This is a genomic window from Streptomyces marokkonensis, from assembly GCF_039539045.1.
GTDB classification, from domain to species: domain Bacteria; phylum Actinomycetota; class Actinomycetes; order Streptomycetales; family Streptomycetaceae; genus Streptomyces; species Streptomyces marokkonensis.
In genome coordinates this window covers 1-18,797 of sequence record NZ_BAABCQ010000155.1, presented here as the reverse complement: position 1 = coordinate 18,797, position 18,797 = coordinate 1, and the positions used below count along the sequence as shown (strand labels likewise).

11 protein-coding genes are annotated in these 18,797 nt (G+C 68.4%); 9 read left to right on the top strand and 2 right to left on the bottom strand.

What is annotated here, in order from left to right; genetic code table 11:
• Positions 1 to 134: 134 nt before the first annotated feature.
• The gene (gene acnA / locus ABEA26_RS28690; protein WP_345596264.1) at positions 135 to 2,852 is read left to right on the top strand and encodes an aconitate hydratase AcnA; all 2,718 of its coding nucleotides are present in this window, start codon (positions 135 to 137) and stop codon (positions 2,850 to 2,852) included.
• Between the two features lie 136 nt (positions 2,853 to 2,988).
• On the opposite strand, the gene ABEA26_RS28685 is transcribed toward acnA, so the two are convergent.
• A complete protein-coding gene (locus ABEA26_RS28685; RefSeq protein WP_345596263.1) occupies positions 2,989 to 3,531 on the bottom strand; it encodes a hypothetical protein in 543 nt (180 codons plus the stop codon).
• A 195-nt stretch (positions 3,532 to 3,726) separates the two neighbouring features.
• Positions 3,727 to 7,533: a GH92 family glycosyl hydrolase gene (locus ABEA26_RS28680; RefSeq protein ID WP_345596262.1), complete on the bottom strand. Its 3,807-nt coding sequence runs from the start codon at positions 7,531 to 7,533 to the stop codon at positions 3,727 to 3,729.
• Positions 7,534 to 8,154: 621 nt separating this feature from the next.
• Here ABEA26_RS28680 and ngcE point away from each other — a divergent pair.
• From ngcE to dxs, 8 genes are all read left to right on the top strand, one after another.
• Positions 8,155 to 9,567 carry an N-acetylglucosamine/diacetylchitobiose ABC transporter substrate-binding protein gene (gene ngcE, locus ABEA26_RS28675; RefSeq protein WP_345596261.1) on the top strand — a complete coding sequence of 471 codons (1,413 nt, stop codon included), beginning with the start codon at positions 8,155 to 8,157 and terminating at the stop codon, positions 9,565 to 9,567.
• Positions 9,568 to 9,574: 7 nt separating this feature from the next.
• On the top strand, positions 9,575 to 10,639 hold the full coding sequence (locus ABEA26_RS28670; RefSeq protein ID WP_345596260.1) for a carbohydrate ABC transporter permease: 1,065 nt from the start codon (positions 9,575 to 9,577) through the stop codon (positions 10,637 to 10,639).
• Positions 10,636 to 11,544, top strand: coding sequence for a carbohydrate ABC transporter permease (locus tag ABEA26_RS28665; RefSeq protein WP_345596259.1), 909 nt, complete (start codon positions 10,636 to 10,638; stop codon positions 11,542 to 11,544). The genes ABEA26_RS28670 and ABEA26_RS28665 overlap by 4 nt, the downstream gene beginning before the upstream one ends.
• A gap of 232 nt (positions 11,545 to 11,776) precedes the next feature.
• The gene (locus ABEA26_RS28660) at positions 11,777 to 12,988 is read left to right on the top strand and encodes an ROK family transcriptional regulator (protein WP_345596258.1); all 1,212 of its coding nucleotides are present in this window, start codon (positions 11,777 to 11,779) and stop codon (positions 12,986 to 12,988) included.
• A 133-nt stretch (positions 12,989 to 13,121) separates the two neighbouring features.
• A complete protein-coding gene (locus tag ABEA26_RS28655; protein ID WP_345596265.1) occupies positions 13,122 to 14,228 on the top strand; it encodes an ABC transporter substrate-binding protein in 1,107 nt (368 codons plus the stop codon).
• A 160-nt stretch (positions 14,229 to 14,388) separates the two neighbouring features.
• The gene (locus tag ABEA26_RS28650) at positions 14,389 to 15,180 is read left to right on the top strand and encodes an ATP-binding cassette domain-containing protein (RefSeq protein ID WP_279564884.1); all 792 of its coding nucleotides are present in this window, start codon (positions 14,389 to 14,391) and stop codon (positions 15,178 to 15,180) included.
• A complete protein-coding gene (locus tag ABEA26_RS28645; RefSeq protein WP_345596257.1) occupies positions 15,177 to 16,469 on the top strand; it encodes a sugar ABC transporter permease in 1,293 nt (430 codons plus the stop codon). The genes ABEA26_RS28650 and ABEA26_RS28645 overlap by 4 nt, the downstream gene beginning before the upstream one ends.
• Positions 16,470 to 16,851: 382 nt before the next feature.
• A complete protein-coding gene (gene dxs / locus ABEA26_RS28640; RefSeq protein WP_345596256.1) occupies positions 16,852 to 18,774 on the top strand; it encodes a 1-deoxy-D-xylulose-5-phosphate synthase in 1,923 nt (640 codons plus the stop codon).
• Positions 18,775 to 18,797 lie beyond the last annotated feature (23 nt).

Genomic DNA, 18,797 nt, shown 5'->3' with positions numbered 1-18,797 from the left:
GGCGCACCGCAGTCGAACGCCGCTGTCGGATCTGATGGTAAGGCTTGCCTAACTTAGCCCTACCTTAGCGGATCGGCCAGGGTGGCGTGGCGGCAGGATGCGGTGGTACGCGCACATAAATGAAGGAGACTGTCGTGTCGGCGAACAGCTTCGACGCCCGCAGCACACTGCAGGTGGGCGACGAGTCGTACGAGATCTTCCGGCTGGACAAGGTCGAGGGCTCCGCGCGCCTTCCCTACAGCCTGAAGGTGCTGCTGGAGAACCTGCTCCGCACCGAGGACGGCGCGAACATCACCGCCGACCACATCCGCGCCCTGGGCGGCTGGGACTCGCAGGCCCAGCCGTCGCAGGAGATCCAGTTCACGCCGGCCCGAGTGATCATGCAGGACTTCACCGGCGTGCCCTGTGTCGTCGACCTCGCCACCATGCGCGAGGCCGTCAAGGAGCTCGGCGGTGACGCGGCGAAGATCAACCCGCTGGCCCCGGCCGAGCTGGTCATCGACCACTCCGTCATCGCCGACAAGTTCGGCACCAACGACGCCTTCAAGCAGAACGTCGACCTGGAGTACGGCCGCAACAAGGAGCGCTACCAGTTCCTGCGCTGGGGCCAGACCGCGTTCGACGAGTTCAAGGTCGTCCCGCCGGGCACCGGCATCGTCCACCAGGTGAACATCGAGCACCTGGCCCGCGTCGTCATGACCCGTGACGGCAAGGCCTACCCCGACACCCTGGTCGGCACCGACTCGCACACCACCATGGTCAACGGCCTCGGCGTCCTCGGCTGGGGCGTCGGCGGCATCGAGGCCGAGGCCGCGATGCTCGGCCAGCCGGTCTCCATGCTGATCCCGCGCGTCGTCGGCTTCAAGCTGACCGGCGAGCTGACGCCCGGCACCACCGCCACCGACCTGGTCCTCACGATCACCGAGATGCTGCGGGGGCACGGTGTCGTCGGCAAGTTCGTCGAGTTCTACGGCGAGGGTGTGGCGGCCACCAGCCTCGCCAACCGCGCCACCATCGGCAACATGTCGCCGGAGTTCGGCTCCACCGCCGCGATCTTCCCGATCGACGACGAGACGCTGAACTACATGCGCCTGACCGGCCGCAGCGACCAGCAGGTCGCGCTCGTCGAGGCGTACGCCAAGCAGCAGGGCCTCTGGCTGGACCCGCAGGCCGAGCCGGACTTCTCCGAGAAGCTGGAGCTCGACCTCTCCACGGTCGTGCCCTCCATCGCCGGCCCGAAGCGCCCGCAGGACCGCATCGTCCTCGCGAACGCCGCCCAGCAGTTCAAGTCGGACGTCCTCAACTACGTCGACGTCGTGGACGAGGCGGGCAAGGAGTCCTTCCCGGCCTCCGACTCCCCGGCCGTCACCCCCAACGGCGCCCCGTCCAACCCGGTCCCGGTGACCGCCCCCGACGGCACGACCTACGAGCTGGACCACGGTGCGGTGACGGTCGCGGCCATCACCTCCTGCACCAACACCTCCAACCCGTACGTCATGGTCGCAGCCGCCCTGGTGGCCAAGAAGGCGGTCGAGAAGGGCCTGACCCGCAAGCCGTGGGTCAAGACCACCCTCGCCCCGGGCTCCAAGGTCGTCACCGACTACTTCGAGAAGGCGGGCCTGACCCCGTACCTCGACAAGGTCGGCTTCAACCTCGTCGGCTACGGCTGCACCACCTGCATCGGCAACTCCGGCCCGCTGCCGGACGAGGTCTCCAAGGCCGTCAACGACCACGACCTGGCCGTCACCTCGGTGCTCTCCGGCAACCGCAACTTCGAGGGCCGGATCAACCCCGACGTCAAGATGAACTACCTGGCGTCCCCGCCGCTGGTCGTCGCCTACGCCCTCGCGGGCTCCATGAAGGTCGACATCACCAAGGACGCCCTCGGTGCCGACCAGGACGGCAACCCGGTCTTCCTGAAGGACATCTGGCCGACCGAGGCCGAGGTCAACGACGTCGTCGCCAACACCATCGGCGAGGACATGTTCTCCAAGTCCTACAGCGACGTCTTCGCGGGCGACGCCCAGTGGCAGGCGCTGTCGATCCCGACCGGCGACACGTTCGAGTGGGACAGCGAGTCCACCTACGTGCGCAAGCCCCCGTACTTCGAGGGCATGGGCATGGAGCCCGCCCCGGTCGAGGACATCTCCGGCGCCCGGGTGCTGGCCAAGCTGGGCGACTCGGTCACCACCGACCACATCTCCCCGGCCGGTGCGATCAAGGCCGACACCCCGGCCGGCAAGTACCTCACGGAGCACGGCGTCGAGCGCCGCGACTTCAACAGCTACGGCTCGCGCCGCGGCAACCACGAGATCATGATCCGCGGTACGTTCGCCAACATCCGCCTGCGCAACCAGATCGCGCCGGGCACCGAGGGCGGCTACACCCGCGACTTCACCCAGGCGGACGGCCCCGTGTCGTTCATCTACGACGCCTCCCGCAACTACATCGAGCAGGGCACCCCGCTCGTCGTCCTGGCGGGCAAGGAGTACGGCTCCGGCTCGTCCCGCGACTGGGCCGCCAAGGGCACCGCGCTCCTCGGCGTCAAGGCCGTCGTCGCCGAGTCGTACGAGCGCATCCACCGCTCGAACCTCATCGGCATGGGCGTCCTGCCGCTCCAGTTCCCGGAGGGCCGCACCGCCGAGTCCCTCGGCCTGACCGGCGAGGAGGTCTTCTCCGTCTCCGGCGTCACCGAGCTCAACGAGGGCACCGTCCCGCGCACGGTGAAGGTCACCACCGACACCGGCGTCGAGTTCGACGCGGTCGTCCGCATCGACACCCCGGGTGAGGCGGACTACTACCGCAACGGCGGCATCCTGCAGTACGTGCTGCGCAGCCTGATCCGCAAGTAGGCGGCACGGCACAGCCGTTCGGCACAGCGGTTCGGCACAGCGGTTCAGGGCCGCACCCCCGGCGACGGGGGTGCGGCCCTGCGCGCGTTCCGGTACGGCACGGGAGGCGTGACCACCGGCGCGCCCTCGGGTGCCGTCAGGCGACCGCTCCGCCGGTGCCGCGTGCCGCGGCGATGTGGTCGGCGCGGCCGGCCCCGTCGTACACGGTGATGTCGACGTACGCGCCGTCCGGGATGCTGAGGTCCTTCACCGTGAGGTCGACGGTCTCCGAGGTGCCCGGCGCCGAGAAGGTGCCCAGGTCGTGATAGGAGCCGCCGGACGAGTAGCCGACGGCCACGTAGAACGTGTCGCCGTCGTTCTTGGTGTCGTAGATCCAGAGCTTCTCGCCGCTCGGGTGGAACTCCACCTTGCCGACGAACCGGCCCGCGTCGTTCAGCTCCATCTTGACGGCGGTGCCGCCCGCGTCGTGCGCGAAGTAGGTGCCGTCGAACGGGTCGGTGAGACTGCCGCCGCTGCACGGGCAGCCGCTGGTGCCGCGGTAGTACGTGGAGACGCCGGGATCGGGGTCGTAGGCCTGGGCCGGCGCCGCCGTCGCGAACAGGACGCCCGCCGCCAGCAGCGCGCCCGTGACCGGACCCGTGACCGGACCCGTGAACCGTTTGCCGATACTCGTCCGCACGTGTTCCTCCCCCTCGGAATGCGCGTGAGGCGCCGTCCGGCGTCCGCCGGTGGCGCCCGCTCATTGTGGGGCATCCGTCACGTACGGGGAATGGGGCGGCACAGGGGAGTGGCGGGTCCGGGACACAAGCCCGGACCCGCCACCGTGTCTTATCGGCTCACGCGGGCTTCATCGGCTCACGCGGGCCGTATCCGCTCACGCCAGCAGTTCTACCTCCGCCAGCGTGTGCTCCCCGTCGAGGACCAGGCGGTACTTCTCGTACGCCCCCGGCGACTTCACCGAGAACGCCCGGGTCTGCCGGTCCCAGGCGAAGGACTCGCCGGAGCGCTGGTCCAGCGTCCGCCAGGTCGTGCCGTCGGCCGAGCCCTGGAGCTTCCAGCCGGTCGGGGCCTTCGTCCGGTCCGCCGACGAGGTCAGGGTGTACTGGACCGCCTCGGCGCCCTTCTCGGACACCGGCAGGTCCACCGACGTCACGGCCGCGTCCGTCGCCGACGTGTCGTCGAACAGGGCACCCTCGGCCTCGATCGCGTCCGAGCGCGGGGCCGGCACCTCGTCGTCCTTGGTGATCGACACCGGGGCGGCGTTCTCGCCGGTGCCCCACTTCGACGGCCGCGGGCCCATGTCGAACTCCAGGACACCGCCCTTCGCGATCAGCGAGTGGGGGAGCGAGGTCGAGTTCCAGCGCTTGCCGTTGACCTTCAGACCCTGCACGTAGATGTTCTCAGTGCTGTTCTTCGGCGCCTTGACGACCAGCTTGCGGCCGTTCTCCAGCTCGACGGTCGCCTTGGTGAACAGCGGGGAGCCGATGGCGTACTCGCCGCTGCCCATCACCAGCGGGTAGAAGCCGAGCGAGGAGAAGAGGAACCAGGCCGACTGCTCGCCGTTGTCCTCGTCACCGTGGTAGCCCTGCCCGATGTCGCTGCCGGTGTACAGGCGCTGGAGAACCTCGCGAATGTTCTTCTGTGTCTTGTGGGGCTGCCCGGCGGCGTCGTACATGTACAGGGCGTGGTGGGCGACCTGGTTGGAGTGCCCGTACATGCCCATCCGGACGTCGCGCGCCTCGGTCATCTCGTGGATGACGCCGTTGTAGGAGCCCTTGAACTCCGGGGAGGCCGTCTCGGGGGTGGACAGGTACTCGTCGAGCTTGTCGCCGAGGCCGTCCCGGCCGCCGTACAGGTTGGCCAGGCCCCGGCTGTCCTGCGGGGCGGTGAAGGCGTAGCCCCAGCCGTTGGTCTCCGTGTAGTCGTAGCCCCACACGCGCGGGTCGTACTTCCCGGAGTCCACGCGCCAGTCGCCCGCCAGGTCCTTGCCCTGGAAGAAGCCGGCCTCGGAGTCGAACATGTTGACGTAGTCCTGGGCGCGGTCGAGGAAGTACGCCGACTCCTCCTTGAACCGCTTCTCGCCGGTCTCCTCGTAGAGCCTCTCGCCCATCTTGGCGATGCCGTAGTCGTTGAGGTAGCCCTCCAGCGCCCACGACATGCCCTCGTGCGTCGCGGTGCTCGTGTAACCGAGGAACGGCGAGGTCTCCATGCCCTTGCGGCCCACGCCGGCGGACGGGGGCACCACGGTGGCGTTCTTGACGGCCGCGTCGTACGCCGCCCTCGCGTCGAAGTCGACGCCCTTGACGTACGCGTCGGCGAACGCCACGTCCGAGGAGGTGCCGGTCATCAGGTCCGCGTAGCCCGGGGAGGACCAGCGCGAGGTCCAGCCGCCGTCCTTGTAGTGCTGCACGAAGCCGTCGACCAGCTCACCGGCCTTGGACGGGGTCAGGAAGGAGTACGCGGGCCAGGCGGTCCGGTAGGTGTCCCAGAAGCCGTTGTTGACGTACACCTTGCCGTCCACGATCTTGGCGCCGGTCTCGGTCGGGGTGTCCTCCTTGACGGCGTCCGAGAAGGGGGAGGCGTACTTGTACTCGCCGTCGACCTTCTCGTGGCCGGCGTTCGGGTACAGGTACAGCCGGTAGAGGCTGGAGTACAGGGTGGTCAGCTGGTCCTGCGTGGCGCCCTCGACCTTCACCTTGCCGAGGATGCGGTCCCACTGCTTCTGGGCGTCGCGCTTGACCTTGTCGAAGGAGGCGCGCTTCGGGATCTCCTGGCGCAGGTTGTCCTTCGCCTGGTCGACGCCGATCAGGGAGGTCGCGATGCGCATCGTCACGGTGCGGTCCCGGCCCGCGTCGAAGCTCAGGTGGCCGGTGACGCCGCTCGAGTCGCCGCCGGTGACCTTGGAGTCGAACGCGCCGTAGACGAAGAGGCGGGTGGCGCCCGCGGAGCCGCCGGACTTGACGTCCGAGTAGCCGCTGAAGGTGCCGGTCTCCTTGTCCAGGGTCAGGCCGGCCTGGTCGTTGACGTTGTCGAAGATCACGCTCGCGTCGTCACCGGGGTAGGTGAAGCGCATCATCGCCGCGTGGTCGGTCGGCGCCATCTCGGCCTTCAGGCCGTTCTCGAACCGCACCCCGTAGTAGTACGGCCGGGCGGTCTCGTTCTCGTGCCTGAAGGCCAGCTCGCGGGCGTCCCGGCCGGTGTCCGGGGTGCCGGGGGCGGCGGACGGCATCACCTGGAAGGTCTGCCGCTCGCCCATCCACGGGCTCGGCTCGTGGCTCGCGCCGAACGCCTGGAGCGTGGGCAGGTTGTCCGCGTTGTTGCCGCGCGCGTAGTCGTAGATCCAGTTCAGTGAACCGGCGTTGGTCACCGGCGTCCAGAAGTTGAAGCCGTTCGGTACCGCGGTCGCGGGGAAGTTGTTGCCGCGGGAGAAGCTGCCGCTGGAGTTGGTGCCGCGGGTGGTCAGCGCGTAGTCGGAGAGGTGCGCCTTCGGCCGCTCGGGCCTGACGCGCTCGATCGCCACGTCGTCCAGCCAGCCGCGGAACTTCGCCGGGCCCTTGGGGGAGTCGTACGCCACCAGGATCCGGTCGACGGTCTTGCCGGCCGCGACCGACCCGATCCCCGACCTCACGCTGTTCCACTGGTTGACGTACAGCACCTTGGCGTCGCCCTGACCGCGCGGCGTCAGCGGGAAGCCGTGCTGGTCGGTCGCCTCGAGGTCGCTCAGGTAGGTGCCGTCGGTGAAGACGAGGTCGACCGCGACGTTCGTGGCGTCGTAGTCGAGGTCGCCGTCCCTCATCGACGGGAACACCTTGTAGGAGAGCTCCGTGCGGCGGTCGACCTTCACGTCGACGTCGAAGACCTTGTTGTACGAGTACGCCCGGCCGTCGGCGGTGTGCCGGCCCGCGTACTGGAGGGCGTGCTTGCCCGTGAAGCCGGCGTTCGCCTTGGCGGTCGGCGAGCCGCTCGGGCCGGTGTCGACGAGGGAGAGCATGTCCTCGGGGACGGGCGTGTCGGTGGCGGCGGTGGCCAGTTGCACGTCGGCGAGCTGGAGCGCGTCGCCGGCCCCGTTGTTCCCGGTGATCTCCAGCCGGAAGTGCTGGAACTCGGCCACTTCCGCGAGCTCGTACGTCTTCGTGTGGAACGGCTCGTCGAAGGACTCTCCGGAACGGCTGTCCAGCGTCTGCCAGTTCTCCCCGTCGGCCGAACCCTTCAGCGTCCAGTCCCTGGGGTCGCGTTCGGCGTGGTCGTTGGCCGAGGTGAGCGCGTACTTGGTGATCTTCGCCGGTTCGTCCAGGTCGAACTCGACCCAGCCGGTCGGCGCGAAGGTCAGCCACTTGGTGGTGGGCTCGTTGTCGAAGAGGTTTTCCTTCACCTCGCCGCCGCCCGTGTTCTCGGCGCTCGCCCGGACGCCGGTGACGCGGTCGGTGACGTTGCCCGGTATGCCGGTGCTGTACCCGCCGTCCACGCCCGCGGACCGCTTGCCGCCGTCCGGACCGGTGTCCACGGTGCTGATCCAGTCCGGAACCGGGTCATCCGCCTCGAACGAGGACGCGAACTCCCGGTCGGTCTTGGCGGGTGCGGTGGGCAGCGCGACCGCCGCCCCCTGTGAACCCACCGCCAAAGCGAAGGCGGTCGTCACCACGACCGCCGGACCCCAACTGTGCCGAACTCTGTACTGCATGTGCCAGCACCCTCCCTACGCTCACTGGGAAATGGACAACGTTGTCACTTTCGATGCGCAAGGACTAGTAGCGCTTGAAGGGATCAATGGTGTCAAGGGTGTTGACTGTGGCGCGCGGGTCCGGTGCCCGGGAAATTTCCTTCAAGGGGCACACAGGCCGTTCATATTTCCGCGAGGTCTCAACTCGGAAAAGACGTATGAGGAACCTTGCATTCGATCTTGCTCCGTCGGTGTTAAGTGGACTATACCTGTCGGCACTCCGGGGCATCTTCACCGCACCCGACCTTGTACGGCCGCACTTCCTGCATGACCCAGCTTGACCCGAACGCGGTGCCGGGGAGGATCTCGGTTCACCGCCTGAGTCCTGGAGAAGGCGAGGACTTGAGCATGGGATCCACCACCGGTGTGGGCCATCGCGATCTGATCGGGCGGAGCGCGACCGCCGTTCCGGCCCCGGCGACTGTTGTGCCGGCATCGCTCAGCTGATCATCGGCGCCGCACCGCGGCTCCGAGACGACGGCGACAACGCCTCACGCGCGGCCGGCGCAGGGCCGGTCCGCTCACGGCGGCCGCACACGCAGCACACCCGGACAGAACCAATCGATCAGTGAGGATGCAGAGATGACCATTCGTGCCGGCTCTCTTGACAGGCGGACGCTCCTGCGCGGGGCCATCGCCACCGCGGCGATGGGCTCGTTCGCGGTCGCGTGCAGCTCTCCCTCCAGCGAGGACAAGGACAGCGACGGCGGCCCGAAGGGCGAGAAGAGCGCCAAGAACCCATTCGGTGTCGCCGCGAACTCCACGGTCGAAGCGGCCATCTTCGACGGCGGCTACGGCACCGACTACGTCGACTACACCAACCAGGTGCTCGGCAGCCACGTCAAGGGCCTCAAGGTCCAGGTCAAGCCGGTCGTCGACATCGCCCCCCAGCTCCAGCCCCGCTTCGTCGGCGGCAACCCGCCGGACCTCATCGACAACTCCGGTGAGGACCAGATCGGCTTCCTCGGCATCCTCGACCAGCTGGAGGAGCTCGACGACCTCTTCGAGGCCAACACCTACGAAGGCAAGAAGATCGCCGACATCGTCTACCCCGGCGTCAAGGACCCCGGAACGTACAACGGCAAGTTCGTCGCGCTCCGGTACGTGATGACGGTGTACGGCGTCTGGTACTCGAAGACGCTCTTCGAGGAGAACAGCTGGACCCCGCCGAAGACCTGGGACGAGGCGCTCGACCTCGGCCAGCAGGCGAAGAAGAAGGGCAAGTACCTCTTCGTCCACGGCAAGGAAGCCGCGACCTACTACCAGACGATGCTGTTCGCCTCAGCGATCAAGGAGGGCGGTGACGAGGTCCGGCTCGCTCTCGGCAATCTCGAAAAAAACGCCTGGTCGCATCCGGCCGTCCAGGGCGTCCTCAAGGTCATGGAGACCATGATCAAGGAGAAGATGTTCGTCCCCGGCGGCTCCGGCACCCAGTTCCAGAAGGCGCAGGCGATCTGGAGCAACGACCAGAAGGCGCTGCTCTACCCGTCGGGTGGCTGGATCGAGAACGAGATGAAGAAGGCCACCAAGGCGGACTTCCAGATGACCGGGTTCCCGGAGATGACGCTCACGGACAAGCCGAAGCTGCCCTACGAGTCGCTCCACGCCGCAGCGGGCGAGCCGTTCATCGTGCCCAAGCAGGGCAAGAACCCGGCCGGCGGCAAGGAAGTGCTGCGGGCGATGCTGTCCGAGAAGGCGGCAGCCAACTTCTCCAAGACAAAGCTGGCCCCGACGGTGGTCAAGGGCACCGTGCCCGCCGACGGCTTCGGATCGGCTGCCCTCGTCTCCCAGACGGAGATGCTCGAGGCCGCGGGCGACGACATCTACGACATGAGGAGGTTCGTCGAGGCCTACGGCATGAATACGGACCAGTTGGTGCCGTGGAACTCGTTCCTCTCCGGTGACCTCGACCGCAAGGGCCTCACCGCGGCTCTGCAGAAGATCTCCGACAAGGTCCGGGAAGACGACTCCATCGACAAGATCAAGATCAGCTAGTACGGAGATGAAAGACACGATCCCCACTGCCGAAACCGCGAGCCGCCGGCCCGAGCCGGCCGCTCGCGGCGGGCGGCCACGGCGCCGCAAGCTCACGTTCGACCGGGTGACGTTCTTCCTCGCGTTCCTCGGTGTCCCGCTGGCCATCTTCGTGATCTTCGTCCTGATCCCGTTCGGCCAGGCGATCTTCTGGGCGATGACCGACTGGCGCGGCTTCAGCCCGGACTACAACTTCGTCGGCTTCGACAACTTCACGAAGATGTTCCAGGACGACATCTTCCTGAAGGCGTTGCGCAACATCGCACTCCTCGCGGTCTTCGTGCCGCTGGTGACGCTGACGCTCGCCCTCGGGGTCGCCGTGGCCGTCACCCTGGGCGGGCCCAGCAAGGGCCCCGTCCGAGGGATCCGGGGAGCCTCGTTCTACCGGATCATCTCGTTCTTCCCCTACGTCGTGCCGGCGATCATCGTCGGCCTGATCTGGGCGCAGATGTTCGACCCGAACGCCGGCCTGCTCAACGGCGTCCTCACCGGCCTCGGCCTCGACCAGTTCGACACGTTCGCGTGGCTGGGCGAGAAGGCGACCGCGATGCCGGCCTTGATGTTCGTCATCGTCTGGGGGCTCGTCGGGTTCTACGCGGTGCTCTTCATCGCCGCGATCAAGGGCGTTCCCGCCGAGCTGTACGAGGCGGCGAGGATCGACGGGGCCGGCCGGTTCCGCACCACGATCTCGATCACCCTGCCGGCGATCCGGGACAGCGTGCAGACGGCGTACATCTACCTGGGCATCGCCGCCCTCGACGCGTTCGTCTACGTCCAGGCGATGGTGCCGAACGGCGGCCCGGCCAACTCGACCCTGACGATCAGCCAGCGTCTGTTCAACGTCGCTTTCGCCAAGCAGCAGTTCGGCTACGCCACCGTCCTCGGCGTCGTCCTCGGCGTCGTCACCGTGGTGTTCGCCGCGCTGGTGTTCCTCGTCAACCGCCTCACGGGCGGCGGCGAGGGCGAGAGAAAGAGGAAAAAAGCACCTGGGTCCAGGGCTCGGCGTGCCGCAGCCGAGGGAGGTGCCCGGTGAGCGCCATTGCCGCCGACCGGAAGCCGGACAGTGACCGGAAACCGGCGAGCGACCGGAAGCTGACGCGCGTCTCCGCGAGCAGCGACCGCAGATTCGCGGCGATCTCGCACGCCCTGCTGATCCTGTGGTCCGTGATCGTGATCGTGCCCATGCTGTGGGTGCTGATCTCGTCGTTCAAATCGACCGGCGAGATCCTTTCGTCGCCGTTCTCGCTGCCGGATCACTGGCGGTTCGAGAACTACGCGAACGCGTGGACCGACGCGAACATCGGGAAGTACTTCCTGAATTCCGTGATCGTCGTGGTCTCGGCACTGATCCTGGTGATGCTGCTCGGCGCGATGTGCGCCTACGTTCTCGCCCGGTTCGAGTTCCCCGGCCGCCGGCTGATCTACTACGTGATGCTCGCCGGCCTGACTTTCCCGGTCTTCCTGGCGATCGTTCCGCTCTTCTTCCAGTTGCAGAACTTCGGGCTGCTGAACACGCGTCCCGGACTGATCCTCACCTATGTCGCGTTCGCGCTGCCGTTCACGATGTTCTTCCTCTATTCGTTCTTCCGGTCGCTGCCGCACGACGTGTACGAGGCCGCGCTGATCGACGGTGCCGGGGACTGGCGGGCGTTCTTCCAGGTGATGCTGCCGATGGCCCGTCCGGGCATGGCGGCGGTGGCGATCTTCAACTTCCTGGGCCTGTGGAACCAGTTCCTGCTGCCGGTGGCGCTCAACACCGACCAGGACAAGTGGGTCCTCACCCAGGGCATGGCCGCCTACGCGTCCTCGCAGGTCTACGACATCGACTACGGCGCGCTGTTCGCGGCGATCGTGGTCACGGTGGTGCCCGTACTGATCGTGTACTGCCTCTTCCAGCGGCGGATCGCCGGTTCGGTGTCGCAGGGCACCTTCCGCTGACGCCCACCGCCGCTCCACCCGTCGTACGCAGGGGTCCGGCCCCGGAGAGACAGCTCTCCGGGGCCGGACCCCTGCGGCGTACCGCCGATGGTCGGCCGTGGACACGGCCTGGAACCGATTTCTTTCAAGGGCTTGACGCCACTGGGCGATCCAGCGGAGTTTGGGGTTCATAACTTGTACAAGGTCCGCATCACACAGGTTGACGCGGACCCAGGGATGAGGGTGAGAGTCAATGGAGACTCCCGGGTCGCAGTCGTCGCTGCACCGAGCCAACCTGGAACGGGTCGTACGAGCGGTACGGCTCGCCGGTTCGCTCACGCAGGCGGAGATCGCGAGGACGACGGGGCTGTCCGCGGCCACGGTCTCGAACATCGTCCGGGAACTGAAGGAAGGCGGGACGGTCGAGGTCACGCCCACCTCGGCGGGCGGCCGCCGGGCCCGCAGCGTCTCGCTGAGCGGGGACGCCGGCATTGTCATCGGCGTGGACTTCGGGCATACGCATCTGCGCGTCGCGGTCGGGAACCTCGCCCACCAGGTGCTCGCCGAGGAGTCCGAGCCGCTGGACGTCGACGCCTCCGCGGCGCAGGGCCTGGACCGGGCGGAACAGCTGGTCAACCGGCTGATCGCGGCGACCGGCGTCGACCGCTCCAAGATCGCCGGAGTGGGCCTCGGCGTGCCCGGCCCGATCGACGTGGAGTCCGGGACGCTGGGCTCGACCTCCATCCTGCCCGGCTGGGGCGGCACCCGGCCCGCCGAGGAGCTGCGGGGGCGGCTCGGCGTGCCCGTGCACGTGGACAACGACGCCAACCTCGGCGCCCTCGGCGAGCTGGTCTGGGGCAGCGGCCGGGGGGTGCGGGACCTGGCCTACATCAAGGTCGCCAGCGGCGTCGGCGCCGGCCTGGTGATCAACGGCAAGATCTACCGCGGACCCGGCGGAACGGCCGGTGAGATCGGGCACATCACGCTCGACGAGGCCGGTCCCGTCTGCCGCTGCGGAAACCGGGGCTGCCTGGAGACCTTCGCTTCCGCGCGGTACGTGCTCCCGCTCCTCCAGCCGAGCCACGGCACCGAGCTGACGATGGAGGGCGTCGTGCGGCTGGCGAGGGACGGTGACCCGGGCTGCCGGCGGGTGATCGCCGACGTGGGCCGTCACATCGGCAGCGGAGTCGCCAACCTCTGCAACCTGCTCAACCCGAGCCGCGTCGTCCTCGGCGGCGATCTCGCCGAGGCCGGTGAGCTGGTGCTCGGCCCGATCCGGGAGTCCGTCGGACGCTACGCGATCCCCAGTGCGGCGCGTCAACTCTCCGTTCTCCCCGGGGCACTCGGGGGGCGCGCGGAGGTGCTCGGAGCGCTCGCCCTGGCCCTCAGCGAGATGGGCGATTCGACGCTTTTGGACGGAAGCGCGACCGGCGCTCTGCCGGCGGTCACCCCCGCCTTCACTTAGAGCACGGATGGCACCGTTGTCATCTCGTTAAGGATTTACTTCTTGACGCCGCACGTGCGGCCGAGTTGACTTCCAGCCACCTCGGCCGCAACGACGCGGCCTCGTCAGGGAGGTTTCTGAAGTGAACACGCGTATGCGTCGTGCCGCCGTCGCCGTTGCCGCCACCGCCATGGCGCTCTCGCTCGCCGCCTGCGGCAGCGCCGCGGAGTCCGACGAGAACAAGGACTCGTCCGACTCCGCCGCCGCCGAGAAGGGCGACGCCATCAAGGTCGGTCTGCTCCTGCCGGAGAACCAGAACGCGCGGTACGAGAAGTTCGACAAGCCCTTGATCGAGAAGAAGGTCAAGGAGCTCACGAACAACAAGGGCGAGGTCGTCTACGCCAACGCCAAGCAGGACACCACGCTGCAGTCCCAGCAGGTCGACACGATGATCACCAACAAGGTCGACGTGCTCATCGTGGACGCCGTGGACTCCAAGGCCATCGCCGGCTCGATCAACAAGGCCAAGAGCCAGGACATCCCGGTCGTCGCCTACGACCGCCTGGCCGAGGGCCCGATCGACGCCTACACCTCGTTCGACAACGTCACCGTCGGCAAGACGCAGGGCGAGGCTCTGCTGGAGGCGCTGGGCGACAAGGCCAAGGACGGCCAGATCGTCATGATGAACGGGGCCTCCACCGACCCGAACGCCGCCCAGTTCAAGGAGGGCGCCCACGCCGTCCTCGACGGCAAGGTGAACATCGGCCGCGAGTACGACACCAAGGAGTGGAAGCCGGAGAACGCCAACTCCAACATGCAGGCGGCCATCTCGGCCCTCGGCAAGGACAAGATCATCGGTGTCTACTCCGCCAACGACGGCATGGCGAGCGGCGTCATCACGGCACTGAAGCGCGCCGGCATCGCGGACATCCCGGTCACCGGCCAGGACGCCGAACTCGCGGGTGTGCAGCGCATCATCGCCGGTGAGCAGTACATGAGCGTCTACAAGTCCTACCCGCAGGAGGCCACGGTCGCGGCCGAGATGGCCGTCGCCCTCGCCAAGGGCGAGTCGCTCGACTCCATCGCCAAGGAGAAGGTCGACAGCGCCACGACCAAGGGCATCCCCACGGTCCTCATCCCGGTCGTCTCGCTGACCAAGGACAACATCAAGGAGACCGTCGTCAAGGAGGGTTACTACACCCTCGACGAGATCTGCAGCGGCAACTACAAGGCCGCCTGCGACAAGATCGGTCTCAAGTAGGCAGCCCCGCTCCCCGTACCGCGTGAGCGCGTACGGGACCGGCTGCACGCAGCTTCCTCCGGCGCCCCGCACTCAACAGCCCCGCAAGCTAAGCGGGGCGCCGGACGGAACACCCCCCAAACTTCTGCACAACCTCCCGCCGGGTCAGGCGGCGAAGGAGATGGTTCACGTGTCCGCTACGCCCGTGCTGGCGTTGCGCGGGGTCTCCAAGCGATTCGGTGCCGTCCAGGCGCTCACCGACGTCGAGCTTGAGGTCCACGCCGGTGAAGTGGTCGCCCTGGTGGGCGACAACGGCGCCGGAAAGTCCACGCTGGTCAAGACGATCGCCGGCGTGCACCCCATCGATGAGGGCGCCATCGAGTGGGACGGCAAGGCCGTCTCGATCAACAAGCCGCACGACGCCCAGAACCTGGGCATCGCGACCGTCTACCAGGACCTCGCGCTGTGCGACAACATCGACGTTGTGGGCAACCTCTACCTGGGCCGCGAGATCATCAAGCGCGGTGTCCTGGACGAGGTCGAGATGGAGCGCCGCTCCCGCGAACTGCTGGACACGCTGTCCATCCGCATCCCCAGCGTCCGCATCCCGATCGCCTCGCTCTCCGGCGGTCAGCGCCAGGTCGTGGCGATCGCCCGGTCCATGCTCGGCGAGCCCAAGCTGGTCATCCTCGACGAGCCCACCGCCGCCCTCGGCGTCGAGCAGACCGCGCAGGTCCTCGACCTCGTCGAGCGGCTGCGCGAGCGCGGCCACGCCGTCATCCTCATCAGCCACAACATGGCCGATGTCAAGGCGGTCGCCGACAAGGTCGCCGTCCTGCGCCTCGGGCGCAACAACGGCGTCTTCGAGGTCAAGTCGACCTCGCAGGAAGAGATCATCTCCGCCATCACGGGCGCCACGGAGAACGCCGTGACCCGTCGTGCGGCGCGCACCAATGGGGAGATCAAGAAGTGACCACCGACAAGACCTCCACCACCGCCGACGACCACGCGGCGGAGAACCCCGACGCCGCCCCCGCCGCGGCCGCCGTGGTCGACCCGCGGCTGCTGGTGCGCGAGCAGGGCTTCGCGGGCTACCTCGGCGAGTTCAAGCGGAAGATGAAGGCCGGCGACCTCGGGTCCATCCCGGTCGTCGTCGGTCTGCTGGTCATCTGGGCCATCTTCACCAGCCTGAACTCCAACTTCCTCACAGCGGGCAACTTCTCCGACATGTCCGTGGCCATGGTCGGCACGGGCATGATCGCCGTCGGCATCGTCTTCGTCCTGCTGCTCGGCGAGATCGACCTGTCGGTCGGCTCGGTCAGCGGTGTCGCGGGCGCCACCTTCGCGGTGCTGAACATCACGCACGGGATGAACGAGGTGCTGGCCCTGGTGCTGGCCGTCCTCACCGGCACCGTGGCCGGCGCCATCCACGGCTTCTTCTTCGCCCGCATCGGCGTGCCGGCCTTCGCCGTGACGCTGGCCGGACTGCTGTTCTGGCAGGGCTTCATGCTGCAGATACTCGGCAGCAACGGCACCGTCAACCTGAATCCCGACGGCATCGTCGTCAAGCTGACCAGCTACTACTTCAGCGACGTGGCCGCCGCCTACGGCCTGGCCATACTCGTGACCGCGGGATACTTCCTCTCCGCCTTCTTCGACAACCGCCGCCGCGAGGAGGCGGGCGTGCCGTCCCGGCCGCTGAACGAGATCATCGTGCGCACGGTGCTGCTGGCCGCCCTGGCCTTCACCGTGGCGATCGTCTTCAACCAGTACAAGGGCCTGCCGCTGGCCGTGGTGATCTTCCTGGCGTTCCTGCTGCTCACGGACTTCGTGCTGCGCCGCACCGCCTACGGCCGCAAGGTCTTCGCCCTGGGCGGCAGCGTCGAGGCGTCCCGCCGCGCCGGTATCAACGTCGAGCTGGTCCGGATCTCGGTCTTCGCGATCGCCGGCACCTTCGCCGCGATGGGCGGCCTGTTCGTCGCCTCGAAGATCGCCGCCGCCAACCAGGGCGCGGGCACCGGTGAGTTCCTGATGAACGTCATCGCCGCGGCCGTGATCGGCGGCACGTCCCTGTTCGGCGGCCGCGGCCGCACGTGGGACGCGCTGCTCGGTGTGATGGTCATCGTCTCGATCCAGTACGGCCTCGCCCTGCAGGGCATCGCCTCGCCGGTCCAGTACATGATCACCGGTGGCGTCCTGCTGGCGACGGTCGTCATCGACGCGATCACCCGCAAGACGCAGAAGACGGCCGGCCGCGCGTAGGCGCACGCCACGCACGTCGCCGCCGCACCGCGCCCGCCCGAGCTGAGCCCTCGGGCGGGCGCCGTGCTGTCCGCGCGCGGCCGGCCCCGCCCGGCGCACCCGGCCCGGCGCTGCCGCCGGGACGCTGACCAGCTGGGCGGACGCGGGGTCGAAGACGTGTACCCGGGGGGCTCCCCGAGCACGGGACGACGCCGTACGTCAGGATGCCGGGGACGACAGCCGGCGCAACCGGTTCTCGCCGACGGGCGGGGTAGCCGTAGAAGGGTCCGCCGATGGGTAAGGCCGAACGCGTGACGTACGACGCACCGCCCGGACACGTTCCGCCACGGCGGAACATTAGACTCGTCAAGCCCGGCAACAGCTCTACTGCAAGGAGGCACGGGTGCCGCTGCTGACCCGCATCACGGGACCGCGCGATCTGGACCGGCTCAGCCTGGAAGAGCTGGGCCGGCTGGCGAAGGAGATCCGCACCTTCCTCGTCGACGCCGTCTCCAAGACCGGCGGCCACCTCGGCCCCAACCTCGGCGTGGTGGAACTCACCCTCGCCCTGCACCGCGTCTTCGACTCGCCGAAGGACAAGGTGCTCTGGGACACCGGCCACCAGTCCTACGTGCACAAACTGCTCACGGGCCGTCAGGACTTCTCGAAGCTGAAGATGAAGGGCGGCCTGTCCGGCTACCCCTCGCAGGCCGAGTCCGAGCACGACGTCATCGAGAACAGCCACGCCTCCACCGTCCTCGGCTGGGCCGACGGCATCGCCAAGGCCAACCAGGTCCTCGACCGCGACGACCACGTCGTCGCCGTCATCGGCGACGGCGCGCTCACCGGCGGCATGGCCTGGGAGGCGCTGAACAACATCGCCGCCGCCAAGGACCGCCCCCTCGTCATCGTCGTCAACGACAACGAGCGCTCCTACGCCCCCACCATCGGCGGCCTCGCCAACCACCTGGCGACCCTGCGCACCACCGACGGCTACGAGCGCTTCCTGGCCCGCACCAAGGAGGTCCTGGAGCGCACCCCGGTCGTCGGCCGCCCGCTCTACGACACCCTGCACGGTGCCAAGAAGGGCCTGAAGGACTTCATCGCCCCGCAGGGCATGTTCGAGGACCTCGGCCTGAAGTACGTCGGCCCGATCGACGGCCACGACCTCGAGGCGCTGGAGTCCGCGCTCACCCGCGCCAAGCGCTTCGGCGGCCCGGTCATCGTGCACTGCCTCACCGAGAAGGGCCGCGGCTACCAGCCCGCCCTGGCGGACGAGGCCGACCGCTTCCACGCCGTCGGCAAGATCCACCCCGACACCGGCCTGCCCATCTCCACCTCCGGCGCCGACTGGACGTCCGTCTTCGGCGACGAGATGCTCGAGCTCGGCAAGGAGCGCGAGGACGTCGTCGCCATCACCGCCGCCATGCTCCAGCCGGTGGGCCTCGACAAGTTCGCCAAGGCCTTCCCCGACCGCGTCTACGACGTCGGTATCGCCGAGCAGCACGGCGCGGTCTCCGCGGCCGGCCTCGCCCACGGCGGGGTGCACCCGGTCTTCGCCGTGTACGCCACCTTCCTCAACCGCGCCTTCGACCAGGTGCTGATGGACGTGGCCCTGCACAAGTGCGGCGTGACGTTCGTGCTGGACCGTGCCGGTGTCACCGGCACCGACGGCGCCTCCCACAACGGCATGTGGGACATGTCGATCCTCCAGGTCGTCCCCGGCCTCAGGCTCGCCGCGCCGCGCGACGCCGACCAGGTCCGCGCCCAGCTGCGCGAGGCCGTCGAGGTGGACGACGCGCCGACCGTGGTCCGCTTCTCCAAGGGGGCCGTCGGCCCCGCCGTGCCCGCGGTCGGCCGCGTCGGCGGCATGGACGTGCTGCGCGCCCCCGGCACCGACACCCCGGACGTCCTGCTGGTCTCCGTCGGCGCCCTCGCGCCGATGTGCCTTGAGGTGGCGGACCTGCTGAACAAGCAGGGCATCTCCACCACCGTGGTCGACCCGCGCTGGGTCAAGCCCGTCGACGAGGCCATGGCCCCGCTCGCCGAGCGGCACCGCGTGGTCGTCACCGTCGAGGACAACTCGCGCGTCGGCGGCGTCGGTTCCGCCGTCGCCCAGGCCCTGCGCGACGCGGGCGTCGACGTACCGCTGCGCGACTTCGGCATCCCGCCGCGCTTTCTCGACCACGCCTCCCGCGCCGAGGTCCTGGCCGAGATCGGGCTCACCGCGCCGGACATCGCCCGTCAGGTCACCGGCCTGGTCGCCAAGCTCGACGGACGCTACGAGCGCTCCGAGGCGGACTCGGTGGAGGCCACGCGCGACTGACGTACGGCCGGATGGGTCGGTAT

What these genes read in the sequence shown, in the direction of transcription:
- ABEA26_RS28680 (WP_345596262.1), bottom strand. Translation starts at nt 7,533, where the DNA reads ATGCAGTACAGAGTTCGGCACAGTTGGGGTCCGGCGGTCGTGGTGACG.
- ngcE (WP_345596261.1), top strand. Translation starts at nt 8,155, where the DNA reads ATGACCATTCGTGCCGGCTCTCTTGACAGGCGGACGCTCCTGCGCGGG.
- ABEA26_RS28670 (WP_345596260.1), top strand. Translation starts at nt 9,575, where the DNA reads ATGAAAGACACGATCCCCACTGCCGAAACCGCGAGCCGCCGGCCCGAG.
- ABEA26_RS28660 (WP_345596258.1), top strand. Translation starts at nt 11,777, where the DNA reads ATGGAGACTCCCGGGTCGCAGTCGTCGCTGCACCGAGCCAACCTGGAA.
- ABEA26_RS28655 (WP_345596265.1), top strand. Translation starts at nt 13,122, where the DNA reads ATGCGTCGTGCCGCCGTCGCCGTTGCCGCCACCGCCATGGCGCTCTCG.
- ABEA26_RS28650 (WP_279564884.1), top strand. Translation starts at nt 14,389, where the DNA reads ATGGTTCACGTGTCCGCTACGCCCGTGCTGGCGTTGCGCGGGGTCTCC.